The 22,450-nt window shown below is 51.4% G+C and carries 15 protein-coding genes and 1 pseudogene; 4 read left to right on the top strand and 12 right to left on the bottom strand.

The annotated features are described in order from the left end of the window. The first annotated feature begins 46 nt into the window (after positions 1–46). Both ACVBDQ_RS14430 and ACVBDQ_RS14425 read left to right on the top strand, forming a co-directional pair. Positions 47–775 carry an NAD-dependent deacylase gene (locus ACVBDQ_RS14430; RefSeq protein ID WP_307895989.1) on the top strand — a complete coding sequence of 243 codons (729 nt, stop codon included), beginning with the start codon at positions 47–49 and terminating at the stop codon, positions 773–775. Beyond that, positions 772–1,644, top strand: a complete 873-nt coding sequence (locus tag ACVBDQ_RS14425) for a fructosamine kinase family protein (protein ID WP_014195613.1) — start codon at positions 772–774, stop codon at positions 1,642–1,644. Before ACVBDQ_RS14430 ends, ACVBDQ_RS14425 begins: the two co-directional genes overlap by 4 nt. Before the next feature lie 24 nt (positions 1,645–1,668). Here the strand turns inward: ACVBDQ_RS14425 and ACVBDQ_RS14420 are convergent, their stop codons facing one another. From ACVBDQ_RS14420 to gltB, 5 genes are all read right to left on the bottom strand, one after another. After that, positions 1,669–3,762, bottom strand: coding sequence for a GDYXXLXY domain-containing protein (locus ACVBDQ_RS14420; RefSeq protein ID WP_307895987.1), 2,094 nt, complete (start codon positions 3,760–3,762; stop codon positions 1,669–1,671). A 151-nt stretch (positions 3,763–3,913) separates the two neighbouring features. Then, positions 3,914–4,618 carry a hypothetical protein gene (locus ACVBDQ_RS14415; RefSeq protein ID WP_307895986.1) on the bottom strand — a complete coding sequence of 235 codons (705 nt, stop codon included), beginning with the start codon at positions 4,616–4,618 and terminating at the stop codon, positions 3,914–3,916. Positions 4,619–4,785: 167 nt separating this feature from the next. Then, positions 4,786–5,370, bottom strand: coding sequence for a phosphatase PAP2 family protein (locus ACVBDQ_RS14410; RefSeq protein ID WP_021322066.1), 585 nt, complete (start codon positions 5,368–5,370; stop codon positions 4,786–4,788). Between the two features lie 212 nt (positions 5,371–5,582). Then, positions 5,583–7,067: a glutamate synthase subunit beta gene (locus ACVBDQ_RS14405; RefSeq protein WP_011230928.1), complete on the bottom strand. Its 1,485-nt coding sequence runs from the start codon at positions 7,065–7,067 to the stop codon at positions 5,583–5,585. A gap of 146 nt (positions 7,068–7,213) precedes the next feature. Next, positions 7,214–11,773, bottom strand: coding sequence for a glutamate synthase large subunit (gene gltB, locus ACVBDQ_RS14400; protein ID WP_021322067.1), 4,560 nt, complete (start codon positions 11,771–11,773; stop codon positions 7,214–7,216). Positions 11,774–11,898: 125 nt separating this feature from the next. On the opposite strand from gltB, the gene ACVBDQ_RS14395 reads away from it, so the two are divergent. Then, positions 11,899–12,810 carry a LysR family transcriptional regulator gene (locus ACVBDQ_RS14395; RefSeq protein ID WP_446663278.1) on the top strand — a complete coding sequence of 304 codons (912 nt, stop codon included), beginning with the start codon at positions 11,899–11,901 and terminating at the stop codon, positions 12,808–12,810. Positions 12,811–13,009: 199 nt separating this feature from the next. On the opposite strand, the gene ACVBDQ_RS14390 is transcribed toward ACVBDQ_RS14395, so the two are convergent. Continuing rightward, positions 13,010–13,996 (bottom strand): NADPH:quinone oxidoreductase family protein, encoded by a 987-nt coding sequence (locus tag ACVBDQ_RS14390; protein ID WP_021322068.1) that lies wholly within the window; start codon positions 13,994–13,996, stop codon positions 13,010–13,012. Positions 13,997–14,216: 220 nt separating this feature from the next. On the opposite strand from ACVBDQ_RS14390, the gene ACVBDQ_RS14385 reads away from it, so the two are divergent. Further along, a complete protein-coding gene (locus tag ACVBDQ_RS14385; protein WP_011230924.1) occupies positions 14,217–14,786 on the top strand; it encodes a Uma2 family endonuclease in 570 nt (189 codons plus the stop codon). Between the two features lie 248 nt (positions 14,787–15,034). Here ACVBDQ_RS14385 and ACVBDQ_RS14380 read toward each other — a convergent pair whose 3' ends face one another. The 6 genes and pseudogenes from ACVBDQ_RS14380 to ACVBDQ_RS14355 all read right to left on the bottom strand — a co-directional run. Further along, positions 15,035–16,387 carry an aspartate aminotransferase family protein gene (locus ACVBDQ_RS14380; protein ID WP_011230923.1) on the bottom strand — a complete coding sequence of 451 codons (1,353 nt, stop codon included), beginning with the start codon at positions 16,385–16,387 and terminating at the stop codon, positions 15,035–15,037. Between the two features lie 29 nt (positions 16,388–16,416). Beyond that, on the bottom strand, positions 16,417–17,883 hold the full coding sequence (locus ACVBDQ_RS14375; RefSeq protein WP_011230922.1) for a CoA-acylating methylmalonate-semialdehyde dehydrogenase: 1,467 nt from the start codon (positions 17,881–17,883) through the stop codon (positions 16,417–16,419). 284 nt (positions 17,884–18,167) lie between these two features. Continuing rightward, on the bottom strand, positions 18,168–19,796 hold the full coding sequence (locus ACVBDQ_RS14370; RefSeq protein ID WP_011230921.1) for a PucR family transcriptional regulator: 1,629 nt from the start codon (positions 19,794–19,796) through the stop codon (positions 18,168–18,170). A 306-nt stretch (positions 19,797–20,102) separates the two neighbouring features. Beyond that, positions 20,103–20,333 carry a hypothetical protein gene (locus tag ACVBDQ_RS14365; protein ID WP_011230920.1) on the bottom strand — a complete coding sequence of 77 codons (231 nt, stop codon included), beginning with the start codon at positions 20,331–20,333 and terminating at the stop codon, positions 20,103–20,105. A gap of 79 nt (positions 20,334–20,412) precedes the next feature. Beyond that, positions 20,413–21,828: a dihydropyrimidinase gene (hydA, locus tag ACVBDQ_RS14360; protein WP_011230919.1), complete on the bottom strand. Its 1,416-nt coding sequence runs from the start codon at positions 21,826–21,828 to the stop codon at positions 20,413–20,415. Positions 21,829–21,846: 18 nt separating this feature from the next. Next, positions 21,847–22,287, bottom strand: a pseudogene (locus ACVBDQ_RS14355) (4Fe-4S dicluster-binding protein); the annotation flags it as partial. Between the last annotated feature and the right edge of the window lie 163 nt (positions 22,288–22,450).

Here is a 22,450-nt window from a genome sequence, read left to right as displayed (position 1 = left end):
CAGAAACGAGAGTCGCTATGGTTGCGACAGTAAGGAGGGAAACAGAATGACCATCACCTCATGGCTGGCCACCTCGCGCCACACCGTCGTGCTGACCGGCGCCGGCATGTCAACCGAAAGCGGGCTGCCCGATTTCCGCTCGCCGCGCACCGGGCTGTGGGCGCGTTTTAACCCGAGCGAACTCGCTACCATCGATGCGCTGTACCATCGCCGTGAATCGTTCGTCGAGTTTTACCAATATCGCATTCGCACCTTGCAACAATGCCAACCGCATGACGGACACCGCTTATTGGCCGATTGGGAGCGGCGCGGGATCGTACAAACGATTGTGACGCAAAATGTCGATGGCTTTCACCAAGAAGCGGGAAGCCGACGCGTCATCGAACTTCATGGCTCGCTCCGCACCGTCCATTGTCAGCGGTGCGGGGAGTCAAAACCCAGCTTTGTCTATTTGCACGGTGTGTTGACGTGCGAATGCGGCGGAGTTTTGCGCCCGTCGGTCGTGCTGTTTGGCGAGCCGCTGCCGGAGAAAGCCATCGATCAAGCGTGGGAAGCGGCCCGCCAAGCGGACTTGTTCGTTGTGCTCGGCTCCTCTCTGCAGGTATCCCCAGCCAACCAGCTGCCGCTTGTTGCCAAGCGGAGTGGGGCAAGACTTGTGATCATCAATTGGGAACCGACAGAACTGGACGATCTCGCCGATGCTGTCATCCATCAGCGAAAAATCGGTGAAGTGCTGAACGAGCTCAATGAGCAGTTGGCGGAGGTGGATCCATGACCAAAGAAACGATGTTGCAAATGGCGCTCGAATCGATCGGCGATCATTCCCACATCCGCCATTGGCGCCGCGTATCAGGCGGCGACATCAATGACGTCTATCGCGTCCAAAGCGGCAAACAAACGTACTTTATCAAAATGCAACGTTTCCCGCCGAGTGGATTTTTCGCTGCCGAACAGATGGGCCTCGAGCTGATCAGGCAAGCACGCGCCATCAACGTTCCGCATACCTTCGGCTTCGGGGAAGCGGACGGCTGGGGCTGGCTCGTCTTGGAGTGGATCGAAGGAACAGAAACGGAACAGACGGCCGAACAGCTCGGCCGCGGCCTTGCCCGCCTCCATCAATGCCGCGGACCGGCGTTCGGGCTTGACCGCGATACCTATATCGGCATGCTGCCGCAGCGCAACGGCTGGTACGGCCGCTGGACCGACTATTACCGCGACGCCCGCCTTAGACCACAAATAACGCGAGCGGCGGAGAGAGGCCTCCTGCCCGTCAAGCGGCGCAAACGTCTCGAATGGCTGCTCGAGCGGCTTGACCAATGGCTCCCGGATGACTGTTTTCCGTCGCTTTTGCATGGCGATTTATGGAGCGGCAACTGGATTCCAGGACCAGACGGAGTGCCGTATTTGATCGATCCGTCTGTTTTATATGGCCATCATGAGTTTGAGATCGCGTTTACCGAGCTGTTTGGCGGCTTCCCAGTCCGGTTTTATGAGAGCTATCGCGAGCTTATGCCGCTCTCGGCTGATTATCATGGCCGAAAACCACTCTACCAGCTGTTTTACTTGCTCGTTCATCTAAATTTATTTGGCGAAACATACGGCAGCGCGGTTGACCGCGTGCTGGATCGTTACGCGGGGGAGTAGTTTTTCCTGCTTCCCCCGCCATCCTTATTCAGCACGGATCGCTTCGAGCAGCGCATCACCGTTTTCGCTCACGCGCACATAGGCAAACCGAACATTCTCTTGCCGTTTCATCCCCGTTTTTTCCGGAATGAAATACGATTCAATGCCATACAGGACTTGCGGGCCGTGAAACGTACCGGTGATGATCACATCCCCCGGTTGCGGCGTGTATCCCGGCCTTTTTTCCCCATTGACCATATATACGCCAGCCAAACGGTGCACCCCGTCCTCTCCTTTTCGCAGCCCGACTTGCACCCGTCCGCTTCCGTCAAGCGACGGAATGGTGGAAATATCGTACCGAAGCTGAATATAATCCCCTTGCAACATGGAACGTGGATCCAACGGTTCAAGTTCCAACTTTACTACATCACCATATCGCAACAATCGTTCTTTTTGCCACACGGTATAACCTAAAAATGAAAATTGAGCGATCACGACTATGAGCGTCAACAACGAAACGCGCCGCCCCCAGCGCACGCCCAGCCTCCATGTGAAGCCATTTCGTTTCTCAAGCCATACCGCCCATGCGAGCAACACCGCTCCCGCCGCCAGCAAACTGACCGATTTATGAAGCAAATTCCATGCGAGTTCATAATATTTCAGCACGAGATAAAGCGCTGTGTACACCCAAGCGGTCTTCCGCTCCAGTTGCCGACCGCGGAAAAGAAAGAAGGCAAGCGCCAAAATCATGGCGATATTCAACGTCACGTACAGTCCATCAGCCGCAAACACATCAACGCTTGTCGCAATCCCAAGCGCGCCGAACGCCAAGACAAGCGGAGTGAGAAACGGCGTTTCGCGAAAGCGGCCATACGCATACAACCCGCCGTTGACCAAAGCCAAGGTGAGCAACACCATCCGGCCGTCATCCATCACCGAACTTAAGGCGATCCCTAAATAGACCGTCAGCGCCGCCGTCGTCAACCGGCGCACTCCGCTGTCTGATGATCGGATGACGCCAATCGCAAGCCCAATGGCATAGAGGAACAGAGTCGACCGCGAGACCTCCCACGCCATCGCCACCCCGAGCCCGTAACCAATAGCAAGCAGTGTATAACGAACGACCGGATTCCAACGCCGGCCAAATGAGGCGGGAACGACAAATCCAAAGATGGAAATGAAAAAGAGCACGTAAGGCGACCATGACTCTGTCCAAAGGAAATACAAGCCAAGCAGGCTTTGTATGGCCAACGCGGAAGCCGCAAGCGTGACAATCGCTTGAAACGACTCCAAAAAACGCCTTCCAGCTTTCGTCTCCGCTGAAAACAGCCCAGCCCGCCGCAATAGCACAACGCCGCCGCACAGCACAGCAGCGGCCGCCATAAGCCCAATGAGAAGCAGCCACGTTTCAAAATGATCTGCGAGCAAGCGAATGTATTGAATGAACAAAAACAGTCCAGCAAACAAACTCGTCAACAACACGTACGGCCGCTGCTTGGCGATGACAAGAAAATAATAAAGCAACACGGCGAGCAACACGGTATACACGTATGGCCACCATGCGTCGCGCCCATAGGAAAAACCGGTTACGTCAATCACAAGCAGCCAACCTTGCATGGCAATATAAGCGAGATGGGCGACTAACGGCGTACGGCTGACACCAACCAGCACGCCGTTGATCGCTGCAAACAATAAGAGCAAACCAAACGACGACCATTCCGTCCACTCAATCCGATAAGCGGACGGAAAATAATAAAACCAGCACGCAAGCTGCAACAACCCAATCGCGATCACGGACAGCACCCGTTCTTTTGTCAGCAGCGCCAACAAAGCGGTCGGCGCAAGCCAGGCAAGAAACAGCCAATAACTGTCAGCATGCGAATTGTAAATTTGTCCAAGCAACGCCAACGCAATGCCAAATGACAACACCCCGCCGATCAGCATCCAGCGCCCTAAGAAACGATGGCGGCCCCAAAGCGCCGCGCTTGCGATGTAAAATGCCGCCATCATGCCGATGCTGATTCCGACTTTCACCTCTCGCCCCATCCCCGGCCAGTTGGCGGCAAAAAAATACACAATGCCGGCAATGATGCACAAAAACGCCAACGCATACCCCGTTTTCACGATCCGGGCCGCCATATCGCTTCCTCCCTGTGACTCAGATCTTTCCTCTATAAAGCATATGCTGAAAAAGCTGTCTAGAAGACCAGTGAAAACACGCCTTATTCCATCGCATTTTCCTAGTTACCACCGGCCTTTTAGACTTTTTTCTTTGTTGCGGTGAAGAACATTATGGTTGGAGATAATTTTTTAAGTGGAAAATTTCCATATCATGCTCTGTCACTTTTTTCATCAAATAATCGATGGATGCCTGTTTGGAAGAGAACTCGCGCGAAGCCAGATCAAGAGCGGCCTGATGCTTATGAAGCATGTTCTCGATGTGGCGAAAGTGGCTCCGCATTTCTGTTGCGAGGTTGTCAACTTTTTCTTCGACCCGTTCAACTTTCGCTTCAAGCCGTTGTTGCCCTTCTTTGAGCGTTTGCACGTCGCCCTTGATCATGTCCATGTCCGCTTTCAACGTTTGCACGTCGCCTTTGACCGCGTCCATGTCCGCTTTCAACGTTTGCACGTCGCCTTTGACCGCGTCCATGTCCGCTTTCAACGTTTGCACGTCGCCTTTGACCGCGTCCATGTCCGCTTTCAACGTTTGCACGTCACCTTTGACCGCGTCCATGTCCGCTTTTAATGTGCGCACATCCTCTTCCACCCGGTGAAGCCGCTGTTCCAAGCGGGCTTGCCCCTCTTGCAACAACTGCACTTCACCTTCCAAGCGCGCCTGTCCTTCTTTCAGCGCTTGGATCTCGCCTTCCAAACGCGCTTGTCCTTCTTGAAGGGCCCGGACATCGCCTTCGATCCGATCGAGCCGCATGTGGATCGGATTCAACTTTTGGTCAAGCAATTCAGCCATTAGTTGCACGAGTTCGGCTTGGCTCATCGTTTCTCACCTCCTTTCCCCCATTGTATCATTGTCCCACACAACGTCATAGTATAGAAAAAGAGATTTTCTTCTCCTTTTCGACAAGATCAGACGCTAAATCAAACCGATGAATCGGCTTCATCATCAAATCAACATGGGGCAAAAAATGATTTTTTGATGATCAGCTACAAACGGCCGCCTCGATGAATCCACATCCGATAAAGAGCAAGACAGGCCGCCAAGTAAGCACCGCCAAGCACAAACCCGCCAAGCACATCAGACGGATAATGCACTTGCAAGCTTAACCGGCTTAAGCCAGTTAAGAGCGCCAGCGCCGCAAACACGCCGTAAATGGCCGCCCGTTCTCCACGCTTGGTGCGCGTTTGCGCCAAAAAATACGCTAAAAGCAGCAAGTAAATCGTCCCGATCATCGCGTGGCCGCTCGGAAAACTGAACCCCCCGATCTCGGCATGCGGCGGGCGCTCCCGCCCCACAACATGCTTGATCCATTCGTTGATGCCATACCCCCCACCAACAGCGACGACAACCAACACCATTCCATAGACATCGCGGCGGAAAAACCATAAACCAATGACAAGCATCACACTGATGATGCCTATTGTTTTCTCATTGCCGAGAAACGTAAACGGATCGAGCCATTGCCATGAATCAAACAGCTGCAGCCCACCTTCGTCAGCCGCCTTTGTCACCCCGGCTGCCACGCTTGCCCAAACAGCCAAAAAAAAGACCGCGCCGACAGCCGCTATCATCCATAATCGTCGGTTCACTCTGACTCACTCCTTGTTGATGCTTCCTCACAACCGCATCAGTCGGTTGCCCACCACTGGATATCAAAGTCGATTTGTACGGAGATCAAACCAAAAGGAAACATTGAAAGTTCCTCATTATAACTTAATATATTTTCATGAACAAAAGAAAAATCCTCCTTAAAAAGCAACACTTTTTAAGGAGGAAACAACCGTTACGACGGCAGCTTCGTCTCTCCCATCAGGAACCGGTCCACTTCACGGGCCGCCCCCCGGCCCTCGTGGATCGCCCAAACGATCAGGCTTTGGCCGCGGCGGGCGTCGCCAGCCGCAAACACGCCCTCGATGTTTGTTGTATATTTGCCGTATGGGGCTTTCACTTTGTTGTTGATCGTTTCAACGCCAAACTGCTTCAACAACGGCTGCTCTGGCCCTTCAAACCCGATGGCGATAAACACCAAATCACACGGCCATACTTGTTCCGTCCCCGGAATTTCTTTAAAGATCGCTTTGCCGTTTTCATCAATGATTTTTTCCATTTGAATCGTATGCAGCTCTTTCACGCGGCCGTGCTCGTCGCCTACGATTTTTTTCGTTTGAATGCAATATTGACGCGGGTCTGCCCCAAATTTCGCCTTCGCTTCCTCATACGCATAATCAAGCGTGAAAACGAGCGGATATTGCGGCCAAGGGTTATTGTCTGGGCGCTTGTCCGGCAAAGCCGGGTGTTTGCCAAACTGGACGACGCTTTTGCAGCCTTGGCGCAGCGCGGTCGCCACGCAGTCGGCCCCCGTGTCGCCGCCCCCGATCACGATGACACGTTTTCCCTTGGCATCGATAAACTGGCCGTCGGCAAAATTCGAATCCAATAAACTTTTCGTCACGCCGGTCAAATAATCCATCGCAAAATGGACCCCCTCAAGCTCCCGGCCTTCAATGGCCAAATCGCGCTGCTTTTGCGCACCGATGCACAAGACGACGGCGTCGTACTGAGCACGAAGTTCGTCAGCCATAATATCTTTGCCGACTTCGGTGTTCGTAATAAACGTGATGCCTTCCTCTTCGAGCAGACGCACCCGCCGCTCGACCACTTCTTTTTCCAACTTCATATTCGGAATGCCGTACATCAATAAGCCGCCGATGCGGTCAGCCCGCTCATACACCGTCACCGAATGGCCGGCTTGGTTGAGTTGGTCAGCGCAGGCCAACCCGGCCGGGCCGGAGCCGACGATGGCCACCTTTTTCCCCGTGCGCGTCTTCGGGATGCGCGGTTTCACCCATCCTTCAGCAAACCCTTTATCAATAATGGCCCGTTCGATTCCTTTAATCGCAACCGCTGGGTCGGAAATGGCCACCGTGCACGATCCTTCGCATGGCGCCGGACAGACGCGTCCAGTAAATTCCGGGAAATTATTGGTCTTTAAAAGTCGGTCAAGCGCTTCTTTCCAGCGCCCTCGGTACACCAAATCGTTCCATTCTGGGATCAAGTTGTGCACCGGACACCCCGAGGTAAGGCCGTTCAGCTCCAATCCCATATGACAAAACGGCGTGCCACAGTCCATACAGCGGGCGCCTTGGCGGGCCAGCACCTCTTCCGAAAACGGCTGTGTATATTCTTTCCAATCATCAAGACGGGAAAGCGGGTCGCGCTTTTTTTCCTCCTCGCGTGCATATTCCATAAACCCTGTTGCTTTTCCCACGATGGTTCCCCCTCCTTCTTTCCGTACACGTCCTCTCTTCTCCCCGATGCGGCCTTCCCGCCTGTTAGGCCAGTCAAAAAGCGAGCCCCGCGCGGCCGCGGGGCCAAAGCGGCGCCGCCATGCCACAGCCGCCCGAAAGGAAGACCTTATTTCGCGGCCGCTTGCAACACATGGACACCGACGGCAGCCGCTTTTTTCCGTTTCGCCACCGTTTCAAACGCCGCCAAGGCAGCTTCATCATACGAAAACCCGGATTGTTCGAGCGCTTGAATCGTTTCCACCATCAGTTTGTAGTTGTGTGGAATGACTTTGACAAACCGGCGGACATACGCATCCCACTCTTCGAGCACTAACGCCGCCCGCGGGCTTCCCGTATAGCGGTAATGGTTTTCGATCATCCGACGCACGTCGCGAATTTCTTCCTCGTCTTCGAGCCGCTCAAACGAGACGAGCTCAAGGTTGGCGGTTTGCTGCCAGCTGTCTTCGTCAGCGAGAACGTAAGCGATGCCCCCGGACATGCCAGCGGCGAAGTTTTTGCCAACCGAACCGAGGATGACGACGCGGCCGCCGGTCATATATTCACACCCGTGATCGCCGACTCCCTCAACAACGGCATGAACGCCGCTGTTGCGCACACAGAACCGTTCACCGGCGCGGCCGCGAATGTACGCCTCGCCGCTCGTCGCCCCGTAGAAAGCGACGTTGCCGATAATGACATTGTCCGCTGCGGCAAACGGCGCCTCATGCGGCGGACGGACGATCACTTTGCCGCCGGAAAGCCCTTTGCCGACGTAGTCGTTCGCGTCGCCGACGAGCTCGAGCGTCATCCCTTTCGGCACAAACGCCGCAAAACTTTGCCCGGCCGATCCGGTGAAATGGAGGCGGATCGTATCATCCGGCAACCCTTCCTCACCGTAGCGTTTCGAAATCTCGCTGCCGGTCATCGCCCCGACCGTGCGGTGGACGTTGCGGATGGCGAGGTGAAGTTCGACCGGCTCCTGCCGTTCAAGCGCTGGCTGCACCGCCGGCAAAATTTCTGTATGATCAAGCGTCTCTTCCAAACGATGGTTTTGCCCTTTGATGCAAGTGCGCGGTCCATCGACTTGGTACAGAAGACGCGACAGATCGAGATGTTTCGCTTTCCAATGCGCTTTCGCCCGCTCGCTTACCTTCAAGACATCGACGCGGCCGACCATTTCGTCGATCGTGCGGAAGCCGAGCTCCGCCATAATTTCCCGCACTTCTTGAGCGACAAAGTACATAAAGTTGACGACATGTTCTGGCTTCCCGGTGAATTTTTTGCGCAGTTCCGGATTTTGCGTCGCCACGCCGACCGGGCATGTATCCAAATGGCAGACGCGCATCATGACACAGCCTAAAACGACGAGCGGTGCCGTCGCAAATCCGAATTCTTCGGCCCCAAACAGCGCCGCCATCACAACGTCACGGCCGGTCATCAATTTGCCGTCGGTTTCTAGAACGACGCGGTCGCGCAACCCATTGAGCATGAGCGTCTGATGCGTTTCCGCCAAACCAAGCTCCCACGGCAGGCCGGCATGTTTAATACTCGTTTTCGGCGAAGCGCCCGTGCCGCCGTCATAGCCGCTGATGACAATGACATCGGCGTTCCCTTTCGCCACGCCAGCGGCGATCGTGCCAACGCCGGCTTTGGCGACGAGCTTCACGCTGATGCGCGCATCTTTGTTGGCGTTTTTCAAATCATAAATGAGTTGGGCCAAATCTTCAATCGAGTAAATGTCATGGTGCGGCGGCGGAGAGATGAGCTCCACCCCTGGCGTTGAGCCGCGCACTTTGCCGACCCACGGATACACTTTGTTGGCCGGAAGCTGCCCGCCTTCACCCGGTTTTGCTCCTTGGGCCATTTTGATTTGCAATTCATCGGCATTGACCAAATAATGGCTTTTTACGCCAAAACGTCCGGACGCCACTTGTTTGATCGCGCTGCGGCGCCAGTCGCCGTTTTCATCTTTCACATAGCGGGCCGGGTCTTCGCCGCCCTCGCCGCTGTTGCTTTTTCCGCCGATCCGGTTCATGGCGATCGCCAGCGCCTCATGGGCTTCCTGGCTGATCGAACCGAACGACATGGCCCCTGTTTTAAAGCGGCGGACGATCGACTCGACCGGTTCGACTTCCTCAATCGGCACCGGTTGCCGGCTCGAATCGAAATCGAACAAATTGCGCAAGAACGTCAACTGTTCTTCATTGGCCAGTTTCGAATATTGTTTATAGAGGTTGTAATCGTTTTTCCGGCACGCCCACTGCAGCAAATGGATCGTCTTCGGATTGAACGCGTGATGTTCGCCGTTGCGCCGCCATTGCAGCTCGCTGCCTGCATCGAGCACATCGTCTTCATGCCGCGCTCCGAAAGCGGCTTCGTGGCGCATTTTCGCTTCTTTCGCAATTTCCGCAAGCCCGATGCCGCCGATTTGCGACGCCGTGCCGGTGAAGTATTCCTCAATGACATCGTCGCCGATGCCGACCGCTTCAAAAATTTGCGCGCCGCGGTAGCTTTGCACCGTCGAAATGCCCATTTTCGACATCACTTTGACGACGCCGTCAACAGCCGCCTTGATGTACGTTTTCGCTGCTTCCCGGTACGACAAGGCGATGACGCCGTTTTCTGACGCCTGGCGGATGGTCTCGAGCGCCAAGTACGGGTTGATGGCGTCCGCCCCGTAGCCGATGAGCGCCGCAAAATGGTGCACTTCCCGCGCTTCGCCGCTTTCGACAAGCAGGCTGACGTTTGTGCGCGTCCCGTTGCGGACAAGGTGTTGATGAAGCCCGCTTACCGCCAGCAACACCGGAATCGCCACATGCGTGTCATCAACGCCGCGGTCGGACAACACGAGGAGCGCCGCGCCGTTTTCGATCGCTTCATCCGCTTTGGCAAACAGCTCATCAAGCGCCTGTTTCAAATCATCAGTAAACAGCGTAGGCAGCACCGCGCACGCAAATTCCGGGTACGGATTGGCTTTTAACGCTGCGAGCTCTTCGTTCGTCAATAGCGGAGTTTCCAAGCGGATGCGCCGCGCCGCTTTGGCGTCCGGATGCAAAATGTTCCCTTCTTTGCCAAGCAGCGTCATCGTCGAGGTGACGACATATTCGCGGATCGCATCAATCGGCGGATTTGTCACTTGGGCGAACAGCTGCTTGAAGTAGTTGAACAAACTTTGCGGCCGCTCCGACAGCACGGCAAGCGGCGCGTCCATGCCCATAGCGCCGGTCGGATCTTTTCCTTCCGCCGCCATCGGCAAAATCGTTTTTTCCACATCTTCAAACGTGTAGCCGAACGCTTTTTGCAGCTTGACAAGCTGCTTCGGCGCTTCGACGTCCTCCGGAATTTCCAGATCGCCAAGCGTGATCATTTGCTCGTTGATCCATTGGCGATATGGCTTTTCATGAGCCATTTCTTCCTTGATTTCCTGGTCAGAGATGATGCGCCCTTGCTCGAGGTCAACCAACAGCATTTTCCCCGGGCTCAGCCGCTCTTTATATAAAATGTTGTTCGGGTCAACATCGATGACGCCGACTTCGGATGAGAAAATAATGTAGTCGTCTTTGGTGACATAATAGCGGGCCGGACGCAAACCGTTCCGGTCCAAAATGGCGCCGATTTGCTTGCCGTCGGTGAACGAAATCGCCGTCGGTCCGTCCCACGGCTCCATGAGACAGCTGTGGTACTCGTAAAACGCCTTTTTCGCCCCGTCCATCTGCTCATCCCAAAACCACGGTTCCGGAATGAGCATCATCGCGACATGGGCCGGCTTCCGGCCAGCGAGAACGAAAAATTCAAACGCATTGTCCAAAATCGACGAGTCGCTGCCGTTCGTATCCAAAATCGGCACGACTTTTTCCAAATCCGCGCCGAACGCTTCCGACACAAATTGTTTCTCGCGCGCCGTCATCCAGTTGACATTGCCGCGCAGCGTGTTGATCTCGCCGTTATGGATCAAATAGCGGTTCGGATGGGCCCGCTCCCAGCTCGGGAACGTGTTCGTGCTGAAGCGCGAGTGCACGAGGGCAAACGCCGAACGGAACCGTTCATCTTGCAAATCCAAATAAAACGCATCGATTTGTTCCGGCGTAAGCAACCCTTTATAAACGATCGTCCGGCTCGAGAAGCTCGCTACATAGCACTCGTTGTTTTCCACACATTTTTCGAATTGTTTGCGGATCACATACAGCTTCCGTTCAAACGCCAACTCATCAGCCACGTCATCACTTGCCGCGACAAACACTTGGCGGATGAACGGCTGGCTTTGCCGCGCCAGTTTGCCAAGCTTTTCACGATCAACTGGAACTGTCCGCCATCCGAGCAGCCGTTGCCCTTCTTGAGCGACGATCTCATTGAACATCGATTCATAGTACGCCCGTTTCGCTTCCTCTTCCGGCAAAAAGAACATCCCGACCCCGTAGCGCCCTTTTTCCGGCAAGTTCATCCCGCCGCACACCGCTTGAAAATACTCATGCGGAATTTGCGTCATAATGCCCGCGCCATCGCCCGTTTCCGGATCGCTCCCTTGTCCGCCGCGGTGTTCAAGCTGGCGAAGCATATGGAGCGCTTTTTCGATAATGTCATGTGACGGTTTTCCTTTCAAATGCGCATAAAACCCGATCCCGCATGCATCATGCTCAAATTCCGGGCGATATAACCCTTGTGCTTCCGGTAATCCGTAGTGTTTCATGCTGCCTTCCCCTCCCGTTCCGAATTGTCTGTAATATTCATTGTAGTTTTCAAAATTAATATAAACAATATATAATTTAGATAAAATCCATCTCATTTTGCGATCAATCAAAAGGAGGGAGAAAAATGGAGCTGCGGCAGCTGCAATATTTCGTGGAAGTCGCCCGGCGCGAACACGTCTCCGAAGCCGCCGATGCCCTCCATGTCGCGCAGTCGGCGATCAGCCGGCAAATCGCAAACTTAGAAGCGGAGCTTGGCGTGCAGCTTTTTGAACGGGAAGGGCGGAACGTGAAGCTCACCCCCATCGGCCGTCATTTTTTGCCGCACGCCGAAGCGGTGTTGAAGGCGGTCGATGATGCAAAGCAACAAATCGAAGAATATTTAGACCCGGAGCGCGGGACGATTAAAATCGGGTTTCCGACAAGCCTGGCAAGCCACATGATGCCCATGGTCATCTCCGCCTTTAAAGCGGAACACCCAAACGTCTCGTTCCATCTCCGCCAAGGGTCGTACTATTATTTAATCGAAGCGGTGAAAAAACGGGAAATTGACTTGGCCTTTCTTGGACCAATTCCCGCACGCGAAATCGGCATCAAAGGGGAAATTTTATTTTCTGAACCGTTTGCGGCCCTCCTGCCGAACAGCCATCCGCTCGCTCGCCGCGACCGGATCGTGTTAAACGAACTGCGCCACGACCCGTTTGTTACGTTTCCAAAGGGATACATTTTGCATCAAATCGTCATTGACGCTTGCCACCAAGCCGGATTTTCGCCCAACATCTCATCGGAAGGCGAAGATCTCGATGCCATTAAAGGGCTTGTCTCCGCCGGCATCGGCGTGACCCTCTTGCCGGAGAGCGCCCTGTCGGAAAGCTTGCTTCGCTACGCCGCCAAAGTGCCGATTGAAATGCCGCAAGTGAAGCGAAATGTCGGCATCATCGTCTCCGACCATCACGAGCTCGCCCCGTCGGTGAAAGTGTTTTACCGGTTTGTGAAAGACTTTTTCGCGGAGCTCGAGCGGTATCAATTGCGGGGATGAACGCTCCCCCGCCTACGCTCACGTCGAAAAATGGGTTCGAGATCACAAAAAAAAGACGCAGGTGCTTCCCCCTGCGTCTTTCCTTTCTTCTTCTGCACACTTCCCCTTTCCGTCGCCTTCACTCATCAAGGATCATTCAAAAAGAAGATGTGGAGAGCACCAAGTTCGGACGCTGCTTCCGTTCGATTGCGTCCGAACGTCATCCCAGCCGCACCACCATCCGGCCGCGCAGTTCGCCGCGCAAAATGCGCTTAAGCGCTTGCGGCAATTCAGCGAGCGAAATCTCTTGAGCAATCCGCTCCAAATCCGGCTTTAAGTCGCCAGCGAGCCGCTCCCAAATGCGGAGGCGCACATCCATTGGACAATAGACAGAATCGATGCCAAGCAAGCTGACACCGCGCAAAATAAACGGATGGACCGTCGTCGGCACTTCCGCCCCTCCGGTCAGTCCACTCACCGCCACCGCTCCGCCGTAGCGGATGCGGCTTAACACCGTCGCCAGCGTCCGGCCGCCGACCGGGTCGACCGCCGCGGCCCAGCGCTGCTTATCAAGCGGACGAATGCGTTCAGCCGTGACGTCTTCGCGCGTCAACACTTCCTTGGCGCCGAGGGCGCGCAAATAGTCGTGCTCCGCCGTTTTGCCTGTGCTCGCTTCCACCGTATAGCCGCGCTTCGATAGCATCGACACAGCCAGACTCCCGACGCCGCCCGTCGCCCCCGTGACAAGCACCGGTCCGCGTTCCGGCGTCAACCCATGCTCCTCAAGCCTGTGAATGGACAATGCCGCCGTGAACCCAGCCGTGCCGATCGCCATCGCTTCTTTCAACGTCAACCCTTTTGGCAGCGGCACGAGCCAATCGCCGTGCAGCCGGGCGTACTCGCTGTAGCCCCCGAAATGCGTCACACCGATTTCATATCCGGTCGCGATCACCTCGTCCCCTTCGCGGAAGCGCGGATGTTGCGACGAGACAACCACCCCGGCCAAATCAATTCCCGGCACGAACGGATACGTTTTCACAATTTTGCCGTCCGGAATGGACGCCAATCCATCTTTGTAGTTGACGCTTGAATAATGGACGCGGACAACGACGTCTCCTTCCGGCAAATCATCCATGGATATCGTCTGCACGCCGGCGGTAAATTCTGTTTCGGTTTTGTTGACGACAAACGCTTGAAATGCGGACATCATTCCTCTCCCTTTCTTCATGCATTCTTCTCTCATGTCATTCGACAACCAAACGCCAGATTCCTTTTTTATCATCCTGAACCAAGAAGACCCTCACTCCCGCTTGTGAGCGTAAGCGGGTGATAAATAAACGTCTAATGAAAGTCCTCCCTACACTTCCTTGATTTCTTTTGCTAAACTGTAAACAAACGTATTCTTAAAAATGAAAGAGGGTGAAACAATGGGCAATATCCCTGACTCGAACAAAATTTACACTTACGCTGACTGGAAAACATGGGAAGGTCGCTGGGAACTTATAAATGGAAAAGCATATAATACGACACCTGCTCCATCTTCGGAACATCAATTTGCAGTCGGAGAATTGTATTTTGCTTTGCGCCATTTTTTCCAAAACAAACATTGTTATGTTTTTATGGCGCCGTTTGATGTATTCCTTAGCAAAAATGAAACGTATGAAACCCCTGATGACATTGTCCAACCCGATATTGCCGTGATTTGCAATAAAAAACAGATTGTCCAAAAAGGATGTTACGGGGCACCTACACTGGTTGTTGAAGTCTTGTCACCTTCAACCGCTTTAAAAGACTACAACGAAAAATTTTATACTTACCAACACTATGGAATTGCGGAATATTGGATTGTTGATACTGCTAATAAAATGATTCATGTGTACTATTTGCACGAAGGTACATATCAACGACATGCAACATACGGACAACAAGACACGCTGCATTCCGCACAATTTAAGGACTTAGCTATTCCATTAACGTATGTATTTGAATGGGGTTAAAACGGCTCTTGTTCGGAATGGCCATTCAGTGTTCATGATCGATCTTTCGTCAAACACACAGGAATCGATGATCGGGCAGCCTGCCCTGAGGCAGGTGTCTAAGAATCTCCCATCTCGAAGAACAAGCGCATAGGCGGGAGAACGTTCAGCCCTAGCGACAGCCGCCTGCTTCTATGTTTTTCCGAATGTCTGCACGAAGGCAAATAAAACACCAGCCTGTCGACCCAAGCTGGCGTTTGTCCTTCTTCTTATTGAATGGCCGCTAGCGCCCCGGTCAAGACACGCACCACAAACGAAAGTTCATCATCCGTGATGCAAAGCGGCGGCGATAAGGTGAGCACGTTGTTGTACCCGGCGACTGTCGTTCCGTTTTTGCCGATGATGAGGCCGTTTTCTTTGCATCGATGGATCACTTGATTGACAAGCGACACATCAAGAGGCTCTTTCGTCGCTCGGTCGGCGACCAATTCAATGCCGACAAGCAGCCCTTTGCCGCGCACATCCCCGACGTACGGATGGTCGGCCAGTTTCGTTTTCAGTGCCGAAAGCAGCCATTCGCCCGCTTCACGCGAACGGTCAAACAGACGCTCCTCCTCCATAATCTCGATGTTTTTCAGCGCCACCGCACAAGCAGCCGGATGGCCCCCAAACGTATTGACATGGCGGAAATAGTCGTATTCGCCTGTTCCTTTGAACGCCTCGTAAATCTCTTTCCGAACCGCCGTTGCCGCCAGCGGCAAATACGCGCTCGTAATGCCTTTCGCCATCGTGATAATGTCCGGCTTGACGCCGTAGTGTTGAAATCCGAACGCTTTTCCCGTCCGGCCGAAGCCGCAGATGACTTCATCGACAATAAGCAAAGCCCCGTGTTTTTCACACACTTCTTTGACCGCTTTCATATACCCGTCCGGAGGAATGAGCACACCGCCCCCGGTGATGATCGGCTCCATAATGACGGCCGCAATCGTTTCGCTCAACTCCCACGTCATGACATCATCAATGGCCTTTACCGCCCGCAGTCGGCGCGGATCGTCCGCCGCATCCGGGTCGCGGTAGACATCCGGCGGCGGCACGTGGATGAAACCTGGGGCGAGCGGCTCGTATTTGTATTTCCGCTGCGCCTGCCCGGTGGCTGAGAGCGCCCCCATCGAATTCCCATGGTACGCCCGGTAGCGGGAAATGATTTTGTACCGATGATGCTCCCCGCGTTGCTGATGGTATTGGCGGGCGATTTTAAACGCCGTTTCGTTCGCTTCCGACCCGCTGTTGGAAAAGAAAATCACATACTCATCGCCTAACAGTTCGTTGAGCTTTTCCCCGAGCTGAATCGCCGACAAGTGGCTTTGCGTCAACGGGAAATACGCCAGCGTCTTCAGCTGCTCATACGCCGCTTCGGCGAGTTCCTCGCGCCCGTAGCCGACGTTGACGCACCAGAGCCCGGCCATCGCATCCAAATACTGATGGCCAGCTGCATCCGTCACCCAGCAGCCTTTTGCTTCGGCGGCAATCAGCGTTGCTTGTGGGTTATATGGCTTCATCGAATGCCAGATATATCGGTCATCTTTGTCGAGCCACAGTTGGTGGGTTTGTTCAGTTTGCATGATTCTCTGCCCCTTTCACCCAACACAGGTTAAAAATCAAACCGGGAAGTAATCATCTTTTTGCGCGTGTAAAAATTCACGCCATCTTTTCCATTCACATGAAGATCGCCGTAAAACGAATCTTTCCAGCCAGAGAACGGGAAAAACGCCATCGTCGCCGGCACGCCGACGTTAATGCCCAACATCCCCGCATCGGCCTCTTCACGGAATTTCCGGACGGCCTTCGCATCCTTTGTATAAATCGTCGCCCCGTTCCCATACCGAGACTTCCGAATATAGCTGAGCGCTTCATCTAAATCATTGGCCCTCAGCAAACTTAATACAGGTGCGAAGATCTCTTCTTTGGCGATCGTCATATCCGGGGTGACATAATCAAAAATCGTGGGACCTAAAAAATTGCCTTCGGGTCTATCATCCATTTCCTTTCGTCCATCGCGAAGCAATACAGCACCCTCTTCAATCCCCTTCTGAATGTAGCCTAGCACCTTTTCACGGTGAGACTGCCGAATGACCGGGGTTAATAACACTTCCGGATCCATACCATTCCCAATAATCAACTCATCCGCTTTTTGTTTCAACCGACGGACGAACGTTTCGTTTTCCCCGACAATCACGACTGCACTGCAAGCCATGCAACGCTGGCCCGCGCTGCCAAACGCTGAGCTGATCACATGTTGTACGGCCGTCTCTACATCCGCATCTGGCATGACAATATGATGATTTTTCGCCCCCGACAACGCCTGCACTCGTTTGCCTTGCGCTGCTGTCCGTTCATACACATACTTGGCCACTGGCTGTGAACCGACAAATGAAATCGCACGAATATCCTCATGATCAATCAAGGCGTTGACCACCTCATGCGCTCCATGAACGACATTGAGCACTCCAGGAGGGGCACCTGCCTCCGTAAACAGTTCTGCTAACTTATTGGCCAAAATGGGCGTCCGTTCCGATGGCTTCAATACAAACGTATTGCCGCACACAATCGCCAACGGGAACATCCAAAGCGGCACCATCATGGGGAAGTTGAACGGAGTGATCCCTGCCACAACTCCCAACGGATAACGAAACATTTCCGAGTCAATCTCTTCCGCAATATTCGACAGCGATTCCCCCATCAGCAAAGTCGGAGCGCCGGCCGCAAACTCCACGCATTCAATCCCCCGTTGAATTTCTCCGTACGCTTCTTTATACGCTTTGCCATTTTCCTGTACGACAAGCTCCGCTAATTCCTCATGATGCTGGTTTAACAAATGGTGAAATGAAAACATAATCCGCGCTCGTTTGGGAACAGGGACATCTTTCCACGTCGCAAACGCTTTCTTGGCTGCTTGCACCGCTTGATCGACATCCTCTTTGGTTGAGATCGGAACACGCGCCAACACTTCCCCAGTCGCCGGGTTCGGGACTTCTAGCGTTTCTGTGCCACTCGATGCCACCCACTGTCCGCCGATATAGTTTTTGAGAACCGTTGTTTCCGGTTTGGTGATGGACATCAGATTCTCCTCCTTATTCCTATCTTTGTTCATGATCTAAATATTTTGTATTGTTACACAAAATTATCCTCCAGTTTTTGATTGCCTTCACTAGACAAAGCGTAAAAGCGATTAGCCTATTTATTCCACAATGTGACCAAATTTTGAAAATGTGCGCGCCTTGGACTGAGATTTTCATGTCGGTGGAGAGCAAAAAATTGCTCATGGATGTTTTTACGAAAGAAATCCCCCTAGAAGCCTACGGCATCTTCTGCTTTTCGCTTCTCAGGGGGGAGACTTCTTACTTACAATCTTCGCAACCGATCATGCTGCACATATTTGTTTTCCATACTTTGCGAGTGTAAATATTCATATGCCTTGATCATAAACTCAATAGCGAGCCGTTTTTCCGGATTCATAAAATCCTCTCCTAAAAGCGACTCTAGTTTTTGGATTCGATGATACAGCGTTTGCCTAACGACAAATAGTCTTTGTGCGGTTTCTTTTTTTGAACCGTTACACGCCAAATATACCTTTAACGTTTCCAACAAGTTTCCATTATATTTTTCATCGTATTGAAGAACAGGCTCTAAGTATTCCATGACAACTTCATACAAATCATTGTATTTATGAATAAGGGAAATAATTCGATAGATATGCAAATCCTCATAAAAACAGCTATTGGCTCTGCCGCCAAGATGATGTTGAATTTTGATCGTCTCTAAAGCCGTCCGATAACTTTTGTCCATATGAGAAACATTTTCGATAAATTTTCCGACCCCGACAACAAATTGAGGTAATTTCTTCTTTTGAATATAATCCGATTCAAGCAAAGAATTCAGTCCTATTTTCATTCGACTTTTCCATGTTTTCATTTCCCTGTTATTGATCATAATAAATACGATGCTGCTGTGAAAATCGACAGGAAATGTCGAAAAACCTTGTTGTTCAAAAATCGTCCGGCATAGCATTTTAAAATAAATCATGTCTAAATTCGAGCATTGCTTCATTGAAGATTTAAAACGGACAACAAGCACTGTCCCTCCTTTTGGATTTGGCTCTGCCCCATACTCAGCCAAATAACTAAACACATTTTCAATGGGATGCTCTCCCTCTAGCCAGCTTTTCAACCACTCATTTTCTTCTACTCTCTTTTTTTCATCGACATACAAATCACGAAGCAGATGCTGTGCCAGCGCAGTTGCCGTACGATCCAAAATCAGCAGATCAAATTCGCTGATTTCCTTTCCGGTTGACACAATGGATAGCTCGGCATATTCATTCCCGAGAAATTGGATCGGTTGGGTGGCCACTCTTTTCTTGGAAGCTGCGTTGTCGTCAACTATCAACTGTTCTTCCTTAAATGTTTTGCTATATTTAGGAAATATCTCCACCTCTCTGCCGTTTATTTTAAAAACCACTTGATGTCCCGAATAGTGGTGCAATAGTTTTAAAATTTCACTATAATGGTCCATTGAAAGTAATTTTTTGTTTAATTGCTGTGAATATGATTCTAGTCCGGAGATGATTTCATAGTGTTGGTTAATTAAATAAGTGTGGATGTCTTGGGTGATCTCAACGAAAGGCACTTCTTTGAGAAAGAGAATGATCGGAAAGTGATGCGCATTCGCTAAATCGATTACTTCTTGCGGAACAGAAGGAGTATGCATACCGATTTCAATACATAATCCCGAAGCGTCACAGTTGATAAGCTGTTCTACAAACGATCGAAACAGTTCCTTATTTTCCTTCCATCCTACCCCAGTAGATAAAATCAGCTCTTTTCCGTTTAACAGATGATGGATTTTCGCAACCTCGACAACATGAACCCATTTTACAGTGCGGTTGAGCCCATTATGCCCTGCAACCACTTCAACATGTTCAAAATGTTTCCGCTTTAGAATATCAGAAACCGTTAATGTAGGAGTCTTCATACACTTTGTTTCACTCCCCTTACACCAATCATGGCAATGCCATTTTAATATTAGGCAGCGTAAACGGTCGCTCCTGCTTCTATCACAAATTTTTATGTAACGGCTTGGCTATATATGGCCTTCTACGTTTCATTATACAGAAAGCAACATCATCGATCTCGTTTTATGTTATGAGATGTGACATTCATTTAGGCGATTCGCGCTCTGTTTCATGAAAATCAAAGCGCCGGCCCTGCCTCTATAATGATTGAGGATATATAGAGGAACTCGTTCCGGCGCTTATCGCGATGTGCATCGCTCTTCTCTCTATTCGTGGTGTTTTCTGAGCTGGCGGATTAATAATGACGAAAAATATTTGCGTGCATCAGCGTTTGTAATATGCAGTGTTTGGATATCTCTTGTTTCTGACAAAGAGTCTTCTTTCTCAAATTCAACAAACGATCCGCTTAAATTTTCTTTTACGCTTTTCATATAGTATCCTTGTTCAATTAAGTAATCGATCTTTTCTCGCTCACGTAGAAACTGATGGTAAGTCATCACACACCCCCCGCTTCTCGTCGTGACCCGCATCCTTACCGCCAGGCACAGCTTGTTGGTGTTCAATGATTTATTTACGTTAGGACATTTTCACCACATCTTGGTCGGCCATTAGCGCCCCATATTTCGCGCGTTTAACATATTGGCCGTACCCCGGTTTCCCGACAAATTGTTTATCACGTACCACAAATTCTCCTCTACATAAAACCGACACAGGTTCCCCTGTTACTTTCATCCCTTCAAACGGATTATAATCCACAGCCATATGGTGTGTTTCGGCTGAAATCACCCGTTCAACCGTTGGATCAAAAATGACTAAATCCGCATCCGCACCGACGGCAATGGTTCCTTTCTTCGGGAATAGACCAAACAATTTGGCGATTCTTGTTGATACAATATCAACAAACTGGTTGAGGGTAATTCTCCCTTTTTTCACTCCTTCACTGAAAAGAATACTCACCCGATCCTCAATAATAGGACCACCATTTGGGATTTTGGTAAAATCTCCCCTTCCTAATTCTTTTTGGCCTTTAAAATCAAATGAGCATTGGTCAGATCCGAGCGTTTGCAGCTGGCCGTTTTTCAAGGCATTCCATAGCACTTCTTGATGCCATTTCTCACGAAGCGGCGGTGACCATACATATTTAGCACCTTCAAAATTCGGCTTTTCTAAATAGGACTGATCGAGCACCAGATACTGGGGACAAGTTTCGCCCCATACATTCAACCCCTTATTGCGCGCTTCAGCAATTTTCTCTACCGCTTGAGCACACGATACATGAACGACGTACAATTGCGAACCAGCGAGTTCTGTCAATTGACAGGCGCGCCCCGTCGCTTCTCCTTCTAGCTCTGGAGGTCTCGTTAATGCATGATAAATCGGATCAGTATGCCCGTCCTCCAAGGCTTTTTTCGTTAAATAGTCAATCACGTCTCCATTCTCGGCATGCACCATGACAAGCGCTCCGAGTTCTTTTGCCGCGACTAGCGTCCGATACAAGGTTCCATCATCAGCTTGAAACACATCTTTATACGCCATAAATACTTTAAAGGAGGTAATTCCTTCTTCTTCGATCACTTTTGGAAGCTCTTCAAGCACATCGTCCGTTATTTCACTGATCATCAAATGGAACCCGTAATCGATCACCGCTTTCCCCGTCGCTTTGTTATGCCAAGTTTCAATCGCTTTTTTCAGGGGCTCACCTTTATTCGTTAAGCAAAAATCAATAATGGTCGTCGTCCCGCCAAATGCGGCGGCAATCGTCCCCGACTCAAAGTCGTCTTTTGTCACAGTGCCGCCAAACGGCATATCTAAATGGGTGTGCGGATCAATGCCTCCTGGAAACACATAACAACCTGTGGCATCAATCACTTCCGCTCCGCTCTCATCTAAATTTCTCCCGATTACTGCAATTTTCCCATCTTGAATGAGGAGATCGGCTTCATATATATCTGTAGCGGTGACAATTGTTCCATTTTTTATCAATTTTGTCATCATGATACCCTCCTTCATTTATAATGATTTGATATCCACACTGCAACCGCTTAGCCGGCCAAGGGCCACTTGCCGTTCATTCCATGTCATCGGGGGATGTTCGCTTGGCACTTCGACCATCTCAATCGCTCCGTCAACCGGACAGACGATGGAACATAAATTGCATCCTACACAATCTTCTTCGCGCACTTTTAAATATTCTTTTCCGTTTTCGTCTACGAGACGCTCAATGCATTGATGGGAAGCATCTTCACAAGAAATGTAGCACTTATTGCACTGAATACAGCGCTCACGATGAATTCGCGCCACAACCTTATAATTGAGGTCCAAATCTCCCCAATCAGAATACTTTGACACTGATTTCCCTACAATATCCATTACGGAAGCAATTCCTTTTTCATCAAGATAGTGATTCAACCCTTCAATCATATCCTCGATAATCCGAAACCCATGGTGTAAATTATCACTTTATTTCCGCACAAAAAAGACTCTTTTTTGCACATTCCTTCGGAATATCCCTCTCCCCCTTTCCGAAAGAATGTGCTAAATTTTTTGTGAATTATTTCGGAATGGGACATGGGTGATTTCCAGAGGGGGGACGAGGACGTGATTCGGTTTCATG

Source organism: Geobacillus sp. CCR (assembly GCF_052906625.1).
Note: the sequence above shows the minus strand (reverse complement) of the source record. Positions and strands in the feature narration are given on the sequence as shown.